Genomic DNA, 12,822 nt, shown 5'->3' on the forward strand with positions numbered 1-12,822 from the left:
CCGGCAAGGATACAGGACCGGCGCGCCCCGGCCGCGCCGGGCTCAGGCCGCCAGCAGCTCGCTGAACCGCGCGATGTCGACGTTGCCCCCGCTGATGATCACCCCCACGCGCTTGCCCTTCAGCGCCTGCTTCTGCTGCAGCACGGCGGCCAGCCCCAGGCAGCCGGTCGGCTCCACGATCATCTTCATCCGCTCGGCGAAGAAGCGCATGGCCTCCACGAGTTCGGCGTCGGTCGCGGTCAGGATGTCAGTGACATCGCGCTTGATGATGCCGAAGGTGTAATGGCCCAGCGCCGGGGTCTGCGCGCCATCGGCGATGGTCTTGGGCGTGTCGATCCTGACGATCGACCCGCTGCGGAACGACTGCTGGCCGTCGTTGCCGGCCTCCGGTTCCACGCCGTACAGCTTGCAGGCCGGTGCCAGCGCGCGCGTGGACAGCGCAGTGCCCGAGAGCAGGCCGCCGCCGCCCAGCGGCGTGAACAGCGCGTCCAGCGGGCCGGTTTCCTCGAACAGCTCCTTGGCCGCCGTGCCCTGGCCCGTCAGCACGTCGGGGTGGTCGAACGGCGGGATCAGCGTCATGCCGTGCTCTTCGGCCAGCCGGCGGCCGATGGCTTCGCGGTCTTCCTTGTAGCGGTCATAGCTGACCACGGTGGCGCCATAGCCCTTCGTGGCGGCCACCTTGGCGGCGGGCGCGTCATGCGGCATCACGATGGTGGCCGGCATGCCGAGCAGCCGCGCCGACAGCGCGATGCCCTGCGCGTGGTTGCCCGACGAGAACGCCACCACGCCGCCCCGGCGCTGTTCGGGCGTGAAGCGGGACAGCGCGTTGAACGCCCCCCGGAACTTGAAGGCGCCCATGCGCTGGAAGTTCTCGCACTTGAAGAAGACTTCGGCGCCGAGCAGGTCGTTCAGCGTGCGCGAGGTGTTGACCGGCGTGCGGTTGGCGTAGCCGGCGATGCGGCCGGCGGCGGCCTCGACATCGGCATAGGTGGGCAGGATCAGGGTGGTCATGGCGGTTCCGGGAGGGGGCGCGCAGGGGCACGCGCAAGGCCCATAGCTTTAGCGCCGGCCCCGCGCTTGTCAAGATACAGACGGACCGGAACAGGACAGGCCGGGAAGCGCCCTCAGGCCGCCTCGGCCACGCGGATCTCCACCAGCAGCTTGCGCAGCTCCGGCACGCAGGAGCCGCAGTTGCCGCCCGCCTTGACGCAGGCGGTGATCTCGGCCGGCGTCTTGAGGTCGTGCTGGCGCACGGCGTCGCAGATCGTGTTGCGGCCCACGCCGAAGCACGAGCAGATGGTGGGGCCGGCGTCGGCGGTCTTCTCCAGCGGCTGGCCCAGCAGCAGGCCGATGCGGTCGGCGTCTTCCAGACGCTCCTGGCCGAACAACTGCGAGAGCCAGGCGCGCGAGGGCAACTCGGCGCGCGTGCAGACGTAGACGCAGGCCGCGATCCGGTCGTCGACCACGTAGCCGGCGTGGTAGACGCCGGCGGTGCGGTCTTCGTATTCGAGCCAGTCGGCGTCCGGGTCCTGCACGCCGAGCAGGTCGCGCGCCCAGGCGGTGCGGTCGGCCACCACGTCGCGGCCGGCAAACTCGTAGCGGTGGAACTGCTGGCCCTGGATGCGCGTCCAGTACGTCAGCGCGTCGGCGGGCAGGGCGTTGCGGCTCAGCGCGAAGCCGTGCCACGACACGCGGAATTCGTCCACGCGCACCGGGGTGTGCTTGAACTCGGGCTCGCCGGAGACCGGGTCGACGGCCGGATTGACCACGGCGCCGACGCGGGCGTCGGAGCTGAACTGGTCGTTCCAGTGGATCGGCACGAACACGCTGCCGCGCGGAATGCCGCCGCCAAAGCGCACGCGCGCCACCATGGCGCCCCAGCGGCTGGTCACGCGCGCCAGCTTGCCTTCGCCCACGCCGCACAGCAGGGCGTCCTGCGGGTGCATGTCGACGAACGGCTCGGGCAGATGGTCGGCCAGCCGCGCGGCGCGGCCGGTGCGCGTCATCGTGTGCCACTGGTCGCGCACGCGGCCCGTGTTCAGGATCAGTGGAAAGTCGTCGTCGGCGGCGTGGACCGGTGCGCGGGCCGCCGTGGCCACGAAGCGCGCACGTCCGTCCCCGAACGCAAAGCGCCCGTCGCCGAACAGGCGCGGCGTGCCGGGCGCCGTGGCGGCGCGCAGCGGCCATTGCACGGGCACGAGTTCGTCGTAGGCTTGGCGGCCAAGACCGGTAAGGCCGCCGATATCGAACATGCGGGGTGCATCGCGGTCGTCGGCATCGGGACCGGCGCGATTGCGAAACGCGCTCAGGCGTGCGTGCTCGTCGAAGATTTCATGCTGGCCGGCGTAGTCGAAGCCGGCAAAGCCCATGCGGCGGGCCACGTCGCAGAGGATGTCCCAGTCCGCGCGTGCCTCGCCGGGGGCAGGCAGGAAGGCCCGCTGGCGCGAGATGCGGCGCTCGGAGTTGGTCACCGTGCCGTCCTTCTCGCCCCAGCCCAGCGCGGGCAGCAGCACGTGGGCCGCGTCGTTGGTATCGGTGCGGGTGACGATGTCCGAGGCCACCACCAGTTCGCACCTTGCCAGCGCGCGGCGGGCCTGGTCGGCGTCGGGCAGGCTGACCACGGGGTTGGTGCCGATCACCCAGACCGCCTTGACCGTGCCCGCCTCGATGGCCTGGAACAGGTCCACGGCCTTGAGCCCGGGCCGGTCGGCCATCCGGGGAGACTGCCAGAAATCCTGCACGATCGCGCGATGGACCGGGTTGGCCAGCTCCATGTGGGCGGCCAGCATGTTCGCCAGCCCGCCCACCTCGCGGCCGCCCATGGCGTTGGGCTGCCCGGTCAGCGAGAACGGCCCCATGCCCGGGCGGCCGATGCGCCCGGTCAGCAGGTGGCAGTTGACGATGGCGTTGACCTTGTCGGTGCCCGACGAAGACTGGTTCACGCCCATCGAGAACGCGGTGACGACCTTTTCCGTGCCGGCGAACAGCGCGAAGAACTGCTCCAGATCCTGCGCGTCGAGCTTGCAGGCGCGGGCGAGGGCGGCGATCTCGGTGTCGTCGGCCCGGGCGGCGGCCAGCGCGTCATCGAGTCCGCTGGTGTGGGCCTCGACAAACGCCCGGTCGGCGTGGCCGTGGCGGGACAGGTAGGACAGCAGGCCGTTGAACAGCCGCACGTCGGTGCCGGCTCGCAGCGGCAGGTGCAGGTCTGCCAGTTCGCACGTGGCGGTGCGGCGCGGGTCGATGGCCACGATCTTCATCTCGGGCCGGGCTTCCTTGGCGCGCGTCAGGCGCTGGAACAGGATCGGGTGGCACCACGCGGTGTTCGAGCCCACCAGCACGACGAGGTCGGCCGATTCGAGGTCTTCGTAGCTGCACGGCACGAGGTCCTCGCCAAACGCGCGCTTGTGGCCGGCCACGGCCGACGACATGCAGAGCCGCGAATTGGTGTCGATGTTGGCCGAGCCGATAAAGCCCTTCATGAGCTTGTTGGCGACGTAGTAGTCCTCGGTCAGGATCTGGCCGGAGACGTACAGCGCCACGGCGTCGGGGCCGTGCCGGGCGATCACGTCGGCAAAGCCGCTGGCGACGCGGTGCAGCGCGTCGTCCCAGCTGGTTCGGTGCAGCGTGCCATCGGCCGCGCGGAGCTGGGGGTAAAGCAGCCGGCCGTCGAGGCCGAGGGTATCGCCAAGGGCGGAGCCCTTCACGCACAGGCGGCCGGAGTTCGACGCATGATCGGCGTCGCCCTGGACTTCAACCTGGCCGTCGGCACGCACGGTGGCGCGCACGCCGCATCCCACGCCGCAGTACGGGCACGTGGTGGATACGGTCCTGGTGGGGGTGGTGGCGACCACCGCGATATCGGACAGGTTCACGAATCAGTCTCTGTGTTGGCGGGACGTTTCAGGCGGCCAGCGCCTCGCACTGGGCCTGCCCGAACAGCAGCCGCTGGCGCAGCGCGGCCACGGACTTGCCGCTCTGGATCAGGTCGAAGTACCACGGGCCGTCCTTGACGTCGCCGTAGAGCACGGCGCCCACGAGGCGGCCGTCCTGGATCACCAGCCGCTTGTAGACGCCCCGGCGCGCATCGCGCAGCACGAGGTCCTCGCTGCCTTCGGCGCCGATGAAATCGCCGGCCGAGTACAGGTCAACGCCCGTGACCTTGAGCTTGGTGGCGGTGGCCTGCTGCACGTAGCGGCGGTGCCCCGCGCCGGCCAGATGGGCGGCGCAGACGCGCGCCTGATCCCAGATCGGCGCCACCAGGCCGAAGGTGGCCTGGCGGTGCTGCACGCACTCGCCCACGGCATAGATGCGCGGGTCGAAGGTCTGCAGCGTGTCGTCCACGACGATGGCGCGCTCGCAGTGCAGCCCGGCGCCGGCGGCCAGTTCGATGTTCGGGCGCACGCCGGCGGTCATCACCACCAGATCTGCCGGAATCCGCGTGCCGTCCCTGAACAGCACGCCGGTCACGCGTTCATCGCCCAGGATGCCGGCGGTCTGCGCGTTGAGCAGGAAGCGCAGGCCCTTGCGTTCGAGCGCGCCCTTGAGCAATTCGGCGGCAGGCTTGTCGAGCTGGCGCTCCATCAGGGTGTCGGCCAGGTGGACCACGGTCACGTCCATGCCCTGGCGCATCAGCCCGTTGGCGGCTTCCAGCCCCAGCAGGCCGCCGCCGATGACCACCGCGTGGCGATGGTTGCGCGCGGCGTGCAGCATGGTCTCCACGTCCTGGATGTCGCGGAAGGCAATCACGCCATCGAGCGTGTGGCCGGGCACGGGCAGGATGAACGGCCTGGAGCCGGTGGCCAGCAGCAGGCGGTCGTAGCGGACCTCCCGGCCCGAAGCCGAGCGCACGACGCGGCGCGGGCGGTCGATGGCCACGACGGGGTCGCCAGCCAGCAGCTCGATGCCGTGCTGCGCGTACCAGTCGCGCGAGTTGAGCATGATGTCGTCGACGGTCTTCTCGCCCGCCAGCACCGGCGACAGCAGGATGCGGTTGTAGTTGCCGTGCGGCTCGGCGCCGAAGACCGTGATGTCGTAGAGGTCCGGCGCCAGCTTCAGCAGTTCCTCCACGGTGCGCATGCCGGCCATGCCGTTGCCGACGACGACCAGCCGGGGGCGGGCGGCCGGGGCGGAGATGGCGGGAGACTGCGAGGGGGGCGTCATGGGGGGATCCAGGTTGGGCCGCCCATTCAGGCGGCCCGGGTTTCAGGCAGCCATCTCTTCCTCGGTCTCGCGCGCCACCGCGACCGTGGCGATCCACACCTTGCCGTCGTAGACCCGGGCCCGGTACGCGTCGATCGAGTGCTCCGGCGCCTCCAGGCACTCGCCGGTGCGCAGGTCGAAGTGATGCTTGTAGATCGGCGAGGCCACCACGAGGCGGTCGCCCAGGCTGCCGACCAGCCCCCGCGAGAGCACGTTGGCCTGGGAGTTCGGATCGAAATTGGCGATCGCGTAGACGTCCTCGCCGCGTCCGATGCGGAACACCGCCACCTGTTGCCTGCCAATCAGCGCGCACACACCAGTATTGGGCACGATATCGCGCAAGGTGCAGATGGCCGTCCAGGTTTCGGGATGGTGGGCTTGATTCATCACGTTCTCCTCAAATTGACGCGTATCAGGCTGCTTTCGCGGGCACGGCAACCACCGGGATGTGGTGCAGGCGGGAGCGCTGCAAGTTCCGTTCCTCGGGCGTGGCCGGGCGGATCTGGCCGCGCTCCTCGAGGAAGACGAGGTTGTCGTCGCGCAGGTCGCTGTTGACGAAGTGGCGGAAGCGCTTGCGGGTTTCCGGGTCGGTGATGGCCTTCTTCCACTCGTCCTCGTACGTGTTCACCACGTGCTGCATCTCGCTCTCCAGTTCGGCGCCGATGCCGAGCTTGTCGTCGATGACCACGGATTTCAGGTATTCCAGGCCGCCTTCGAGGTTGTCGCGCCAGGTGCTGGTGCGCTGCAGGCGGTCGGCGGTGCGCACGTAGAACATCAGGAAGCGGTCCACGTAGCGGATCAGCGTCTCGCGGTCCAGGTCGCCGGCCAGCAGTTCGGCGTGGCGCGGCTTCATGCCGCCGTTGCCGCAGACGTAGAGGTTCCAGCCCTTTTCCGTGGCGATGATGCCCACGTCCTTGCCCTGCGCCTCGGCACATTCGCGCGTGCAGCCCGAAACGCCGAACTTGATCTTGTGCGGCGCGCGCAGGCCCTTGTAGCGGTTCTCGACCTCGATGGCCAGCCCCACCGAGTCATCCACGCCATAGCGGCACCACGTGGAGCCGACGCACGACTTCACCGTGCGCAGCGACTTGCCGTACGCGTGCCCCGACTCGAATCCGGCGGCCACCAGTTCTTCCCAGATCAGCGGCAGTTCCTCCAGGCGGGCACCGAACATGTCCACGCGGGCGCCGCCGGTGATCTTGGTGTACAGGCCGTACTTCTTGGCCACCTGGCCCACGGCGATCAGGCCGTCGGGGGTGACCTCGCCGCCCGGCATGCGCGGCACCACCGAATACGTGCCGTCCTTCTGGATGTTGGCCAGGAAGTAGTCGTTCGAATCCTGCAGGCTGGCGTGTTCCTCCTTGAGCACGAAGTCGTTCCAGCACGAGGCCAGGATGTTGCCGACCGTGGGCTTGCAGATATCGCAGCCCAGGCCCTTGCCGTGCGCGGCCAGCAGGTCGTCGAACGACTTGAACTTGCCCACGCGCACCAGGTGGTACAGCTCCTGGCGCGAGTACGGGAAGTGTTCGCAGACATGGTTGTTGACGGCCATGCCCTGCTTCTTCATCTCGGCCTTCATGATCTGCGTGACCAGCGGCACGCAGCCGCCGCAGGCCGTGCCGGCCTTGGTGCAGGTCTTCAGCGCGCCGATGCTGGTGGCGCCATCGGTCACGGCGGCGCAGATCTGGCCCTTGCTGACGTTGTTGCACGAGCAGATCTGGGCGGTGTCCGGCAGTGCGTCGGCGCCCAGCGCCGGCCTGGCCTGGCCATCGGATGCGGGCAGGATCAGGAATTCGGGCGATTCGGGCAGCTCGATGCGGTTCAGCATCATCTGCAGCAGCGTGCCGTACTCGGCGGCATCGCCCACCAGCACCCCGCCGAGCAGGAACTTGCCGCAGTCGGACACCACGAGCTTCTTGTAGACCTGCTTGCGCTCGTCGGTGAACTGGTACGAACGGCTGCCCGGCACGTTGCCGTGCGGGTCGCCAATGCTGGCCACGTCAACGCCCATCAGCTTGAGCTTGGTGCTCATGTCGGCGCCGCCGAACTCGGCTGCCTCGCCGCGCAGGTGGCGCGCGGCCACGCGGGCCATGTCGTAGCCCGGGGCCACCAGGCCGTAGATCTTGCCGTCCCACAGCGCGCACTCGCCGATGGCGTAGACGTGGGGGTCGGAGGTCAGGCAGTTGTTGTCGATCACGATGCCGCCGCGCGGGCCCACCGCCAGGCCGCTCTCGCGCGCCAGTTCGTCGCGCGGACGGATGCCGGCCGAGAACACGATCATGTCCGTGTCCAGGTGCGAACCATCGGTGAAGTTCATGCGGTGCGTGCCGTCCACGCCATCGACGATCTCCACGGTGTTCTTGCCCGTGTGGGCCTTGACGCCCAGTTCCTCGATCTTCTGGCGCAGCATGCGGCCGCCGCCATCGTCCACCTGCACGGCCATCAGGCGCGGGGCGAACTCCACCACGTGGGTTTCCAGGTCCATGTCGCGCAGGGCCTTGGCGCATTCCAGGCCCAGCAGGCCGCCGCCGATCACCACGCCGGACTTCGCACGCCGGCCGCATTCGAGCATCGCCTCCAGATCCTCGATGGTGCGGTAGACGAAGGTGTCCTTGCGGTCCTTGCCCGGCAGCGGCGGCACGAACGGGTACGAGCCGGTGGCCAGCACGAGCTTGTCGTAGGCGAGGGTTTCGCCGGTGGACGTGGTAACCGAGCGGGCAGCGGTGTCGATGGCGGTGGCCCTGGCGTTCAGGCGCAGCAGCATGTTGTTGTGCTGCGCGAAGAAGCCTTCGGGCACCAGCGACAGGTCATCGGCCGACTTGCCGGCGAAGAACTCGGACAGGTGGACGCGATCGTAGGCGGGACGCGGCTCCTCGCAGAGCACGGTCACTTCGAGGTCCTGCGCGCCGGCATCGGCCAGGCATTCCAGGAACTTGTGGCCGACCATGCCGTGCCCGACGATGATGATCTTCATGGTGCTTTCCTTGTCCGGGGATTGTTTTTGCGTTGTCGTTCAGTTGGCCAGCGCGCTTTCGTACAGCGCCTGTTCCTGCGCCTTGTGCTCGGCGCTGAAGCGCACGGCGATGGCGCAGACGGCGGCCAGCGTGGCGGCCACGCCGAGCCAGGTCAGCGTCTGCTGCAGGTCGCCCAGGCCCTTCATCAGGAAGCCCGCGGCCACGGCACCCACGTTGCCGCCCGCGCCGATGATCCCGGCCACGCCGCCCAGCGCCTTGCGGTCGATGAACGGCACCAGTGCGTAGGTGGCGCCGCAGGCCATGTGGGTGAACAGGCCGAAGACGAGCATCGCCGCCACGGCGGTGGCCACGCCCGAGGCGTGGGCAAAGGCCAGCAGGCCCAGGCCCTCGCCGAGGATGAAGACGAACAGCACGATCGAGCGCGCATCGAGGCCACGACGGCGGGCGAAGCGGTCGGACACATAACCGCCCAGCGCCCGGGCAAACAGCGCCAGCAGGCCGAAGCTCGCCGCCGCCATGCCGGCCGCCGACAGCGACAGGCCGAAACGGTCCACATAGAACGTGGCGGCCACGTTGTGGATGAAGATTTCCACGCCGAAGCAGGCGCCGTAGGTGATGAACAGCATCCAGACGCGGTAGTTGGTGCAGGCCGCGCGGAAGCTGGCCCAGCCGCCGCCGCCCTTGCCACCCGAAATGACGATGCCGCGTGCGCGCAGGTCGGCGTAATTGCCTTCGGGGCAATCCTGCGTGAAGCGCCAGTAAATGAAGGCCATCACCAGCATCAGCACGCCGGGCACGATCAGCGCCACGCGCCAGCCCATCGCATGGTCCACGCCCAGGAACAGCACGGCGGCCAGCAGCAGCGGCATCAGGCCCTGCGCGGCGCCGCCACCGGCGTTGCCCCAGCCGGCCGAGGCGGCGTTGGCGGTGCCCACCACGTTCGGCGCGAACATCACCGACGTGTGGTACTGCGTGATCACGAAGCTCGCGCCCACCGCGCCGATCAGCAGCCGGAAGAACAGGAAGGTCTCGTAGTTCTGGGCAAACGCGACGCCAATCACCGGGATGGCGCCAATCGCCAGCAGGCCGGTATAGGTCTTGCGCGGGCCGAAGCGGTCGCACATCGGGCCGATGATCAGCCGCACGATGATGGTGACGGCCACGGCGGCGATATTGATATTGGCGATCTGGCCCGGCGTCAGGCCGAATTCGCCCTTGAGCACCGGCATCAGCGGCGCACAGGCAAACCAAGCGAAGAAGCAGACAAAGAACGCCATCCAGGTCAGGTGGAAAGCGCGCATCTGCGGCGTGCTGAAACTCAGCAGTTCGATCCGGGTGGCCTTGCCGTTCATGCTCGTGCTCCAAAAACAAATGGCGTCCCGCGAATCTGGCTGACAGGCCAGTTCGGGGGACGCCGTTGTCCGGACGGTCGGCTTTCATGGCATAGCCGCCGTTTTCATGTGGGGGTGGGAAGGTCGCCGTTGACCTGCCCGCGATCTGTATCGCAAGCGGTGTGCCAGGCGTGCGAGGTGGAGTCCCCGGTACCTGATGCGGCGAAAACGGCCTTATAAGTTATCTATAAGGCTCTTATGAGCGTTGTGGTGCGGCGCCAGAGTTGGGCGGCTGCACGGCTATGGTGCAGTGCAATGATTGGAGGCGGTGCGTGCGTGGCCGCTCAGTCAGCGGCGTTGGGGGACAGCAGCGAGATCAACCGCATCTCGGATGGCTGCACCGGGTCGTCATGCTCGTCGACCAGCGCCGCGCGCACCTTGAGGCCGCTGACGGTGGAGCGGACCTCAGCGGGCCCTTGGCCACACGGCGCCAGATGCGCATCGCCCCACTGCATCAGGCCAACGATGACCGGGAGCAGTTCGACGGCCGAGCGCGTAGGGTGATAGGCGAAGCGCTCCCGCTCGCCCGGTTCGCGGTAGCCGACCTTGCGTAGCAGCCCGGCTTCGGTGAGGGTCTTCAGGCGGGCGGAGAGCACGGCCGGGGAGCACTGCAGGCGGGTCAGGAAATCGTCAAAGCGCCTGATACCCGAAAACACGTCCCTTAAGATAAGTATCGTCCACTTTTCGCCAATAAGAGCCAAGGTGCCAGCGATCGAGCATTGGTCGAACTGGGCAGGGGTGAGGGCGGGGGCGACAGGTGGCGTGTCCATGACTTCAGCATAGCACCTCTAACTTCATTTGCAAAAGTCAGGGTTTCGACTATGCTTCTGGCTATGTTAAACGTAGTCAGGGGTAGGCGATGAGCGGAACGGCGACGGCGGCATTCACGGGGATGCCCAATACAGAAGAGTCCTGGTTGGTAAAGAATGGCGAGCGCGTCACGTTGCGGGCCGTCCGCCATACCGATCGTCCCCGGCTGCGGTCGTTCATCGATACGTTGTCGCGTGAAAGCCGCTATTACCGCTATCTGACTGGCGGGCCTGTGGCCGATGCGGTCATCGACGGCTTTATCGGGCGGTGCCCGGGCCGTGATGTGGCCGTGGTCGTGACGTCTCCGGCGCCGGATGGCTCGGAAGCCATCGTCGCCAATGCCGAATATGTGGTGAATGCCGAGGGCGTGGCCGAACTGGCCGTGGTCGTTGCCGATGGCTGGCAAGGCAAGGGGCTGGGACGCCGGCTGATCCAGCGGCTCCAGCAGATCGCACGGTCCCGCAATCTGCCCGCGATGCGCGGCGATGTGCTGAGCGAGAACCGCCGGATGCTGGCGATCATGCGCGATTGCGGCTTCTCCGCCCGGCGCAACCCCGAGGACAGCTACCTGCACGAGGTCAATCTGACCCTCGGCGCGCAGCCAACCCGGGCGGCCACCGCTCAGTGGCTGCCGGCCGACTGGTTCGCCGCCAGCTGATCCTCGACCGGCCGCTTGCCGCGTGCCGTGACGGTGCAGCCGATCGAGGCCGTGATGATGGCCCCGATGGCGACCCACTGCACCGGCGTCAGTTGCTCGTGCAGGAACGCCAGCCCTGCCAACGCGCCCATGGCCGGCTCCATGCTCAGCAGGATGCCGAACGTCCGGCGCGGCAGCCGCTTCAGCGCCACCATTTCGAGCGAGTAGGGAATCGCGCTCGACATCAGGCCCACGGCCAGTCCGGACAGCAGCAGCGCCGGGCTGAACAGTTCGCTGCCAGCGTGCGCCACGCCGAACGGCACGGCCACCACGGCGGCCATGGTCATGCCCAGCGACGTCGCCTGGCCACCGTGGGCGTTGCCGGCCATCTGCCCGAAGATGATGTAGAGGGCCCAGCCCACGCCTGCGGCCAGCGCAAAGCCGATGCCCACGGGGTCCAGGTGCGTCGAGGCCTCGCCGAGCGGGAGCAGCAGCGCCAGCCCCGTCACCGCGCAGGCGATCCAGACGAAATCGATGGCGCGGCGCGACGACAGCACGGCCACCGCCAGCGGTCCCGTGAACTCGATTGCAATGGCCAGACCCAGCGGGATCGTACGCAGCGACATATAGAACAGCAGGTTCGTGGCGCCCAGCGCGGCGCCATAGAGCATGATCGCCCGGGCATGGGCGCCCGACAGCGGAAAGCGCCATGGTCGCCAGACGGCGATCAGGATCAGCGCGGCGAACGTGACGCGCATGGCCACGGTGCCTTGGGCGCCAACGGCCCCGAACAGGCTCTTGGCGAACGAGGTTCCGATGCAGAGCGACGCCATCGAGGCGGTCAGCGCCAGCACGGCCAGCAGCGTATCGCTCTGTTTGAAGCGGGAAAGCGGCACTTGTTGTCCTGGGACGAGGGGATGCAGGGCGCCCGGAGCCGGGCAGTGCGGCATCTTGCACCAGGCCGGCGCGGCCAACCATACACAGATTGGGTCTCGCGCCACTGTACAGTTGCCGCCGGCGCCACTTTTTGCCGGGACGGGCGCGACGCACTATCGTTGAGAGACCCCAACCCCGGAGATCGCCATGGAAGCCAGTGCTGCCCGTCGTCATGTCGTCATTACCGGAGCGGCCGGCGCCCTCGGCCGGGCCATCGCCAGCCGGTTTGCCGCCGAAGGGGCCCGGCTCGCCCTGGTCGACCGCAGCCTGCAGCACCTCCAGAGCGTGTTCGCCCACCCCGAACCCGAGCACGGCGGCACGCTGCTGCACGCGGCCGATGTCACGTCCGATACGGCCATGGCGCCGGTGGCGGCCGCGATCCTCGACGCTTTCGGCTCGGTCGACGTGCTCGTGCACGTGGCGGGCGGCTTCGAGATGGGCGAGCCCACCCACGCCCTGAGCCGCGAGTCGTGGACCCGCATGATGGATCTCAACGCCTGGTCGTTCGTGGCCGTGACCGGCCACTTCATCCCGGCCATGAAGTTCCGGCAGCATGGCAAGGTCGTGGCCGTCACGGCGCGCGCGGCCAGCAGCGGCGCGGCGACGATGGGCGCCTACACGGCGTCCAAGAGCGCCCTCCAGCGCCTGGTCGAAAGCCTGTCCCACGAGGTGCGCGGTTCGGGCATCAACGTCAACAGCATCGCGCCGAGCATCCTCGATACGCCCGCCAACCGGCAGGCGATGGCGAGCGCCGACCCCGCGCGCTGGGTGTCCACGGGCGCGGCGGCGCGCGCCGTGGCGTTCCTCGCGTCGGAGGGGGCGGAGGCGATGCATGGCCAGCACCTCGTGCTCGACGGGCTGAGCTGAGCGCGGC

At 68.6% G+C, this 12,822-nt stretch carries 10 protein-coding genes; 2 read left to right on the top strand and 8 right to left on the bottom strand.

Going from position 1 to position 12,822, the window contains the following annotated elements:
* Nucleotides 1-42: 42 nt before the first annotated feature.
* From EV147_RS18835 to EV147_RS18865, 7 genes are all read right to left on the bottom strand, one after another.
* A complete protein-coding gene (locus EV147_RS18835) occupies nucleotides 43-1,011 on the bottom strand; it encodes a threo-3-hydroxy-L-aspartate ammonia-lyase (protein WP_130392755.1) in 969 nt (322 codons plus the stop codon).
* Nucleotides 1,012-1,124: 113 nt separating this feature from the next.
* Nucleotides 1,125-3,872, bottom strand: coding sequence for a nitrate reductase (locus EV147_RS18840; protein WP_130392756.1), 2,748 nt, complete (start codon nucleotides 3,870-3,872; stop codon nucleotides 1,125-1,127).
* A gap of 28 nt (nucleotides 3,873-3,900) precedes the next feature.
* Nucleotides 3,901-5,160, bottom strand: a complete 1,260-nt coding sequence (locus EV147_RS18845) for an NAD(P)/FAD-dependent oxidoreductase (protein WP_130392757.1) — start codon at nucleotides 5,158-5,160, stop codon at nucleotides 3,901-3,903.
* 42 nt (nucleotides 5,161-5,202) lie between these two features.
* On the bottom strand, nucleotides 5,203-5,586 hold the full coding sequence (gene nirD, locus EV147_RS18850; protein ID WP_130392758.1) for a nitrite reductase small subunit NirD: 384 nt from the start codon (nucleotides 5,584-5,586) through the stop codon (nucleotides 5,203-5,205).
* A 25-nt stretch (nucleotides 5,587-5,611) separates the two neighbouring features.
* A complete protein-coding gene (gene nirB / locus EV147_RS18855) occupies nucleotides 5,612-8,173 on the bottom strand; it encodes a nitrite reductase large subunit NirB (protein ID WP_130392759.1) in 2,562 nt (853 codons plus the stop codon).
* Nucleotides 8,174-8,212: 39 nt separating this feature from the next.
* Nucleotides 8,213-9,526, bottom strand: a complete 1,314-nt coding sequence (locus EV147_RS18860; protein ID WP_130392760.1) for an MFS transporter — start codon at nucleotides 9,524-9,526, stop codon at nucleotides 8,213-8,215.
* Nucleotides 9,527-9,849: 323 nt separating this feature from the next.
* Nucleotides 9,850-10,335 carry a winged helix-turn-helix transcriptional regulator gene (locus EV147_RS18865; protein WP_130392761.1) on the bottom strand — a complete coding sequence of 162 codons (486 nt, stop codon included), beginning with the start codon at nucleotides 10,333-10,335 and terminating at the stop codon, nucleotides 9,850-9,852.
* A gap of 89 nt (nucleotides 10,336-10,424) precedes the next feature.
* On the opposite strand from EV147_RS18865, the gene EV147_RS18870 reads away from it, so the two are divergent.
* Nucleotides 10,425-11,033: a GNAT family N-acetyltransferase gene (locus EV147_RS18870; RefSeq protein ID WP_235844817.1), complete on the top strand. Its 609-nt coding sequence runs from the start codon at nucleotides 10,425-10,427 to the stop codon at nucleotides 11,031-11,033.
* Here EV147_RS18870 and EV147_RS18875 read toward each other — a convergent pair.
* A complete protein-coding gene (locus tag EV147_RS18875) occupies nucleotides 10,997-11,908 on the bottom strand; it encodes an EamA family transporter (protein WP_235844818.1) in 912 nt (303 codons plus the stop codon). The two genes, EV147_RS18870 and EV147_RS18875, sit on opposite strands and share 37 nt — an antisense overlap.
* Nucleotides 11,909-12,095: 187 nt before the next feature.
* On the opposite strand from EV147_RS18875, the gene EV147_RS18880 reads away from it, so the two are divergent.
* Nucleotides 12,096-12,815, top strand: coding sequence for an SDR family NAD(P)-dependent oxidoreductase (locus EV147_RS18880; RefSeq protein ID WP_130392763.1), 720 nt, complete (start codon nucleotides 12,096-12,098; stop codon nucleotides 12,813-12,815).
* Nucleotides 12,816-12,822: the final 7 nt, after the last annotated feature.

This window comes from Cupriavidus agavae, assembly GCF_004217045.1.
GTDB classification, from domain to species: domain Bacteria; phylum Pseudomonadota; class Gammaproteobacteria; order Burkholderiales; family Burkholderiaceae; genus Cupriavidus; species Cupriavidus agavae.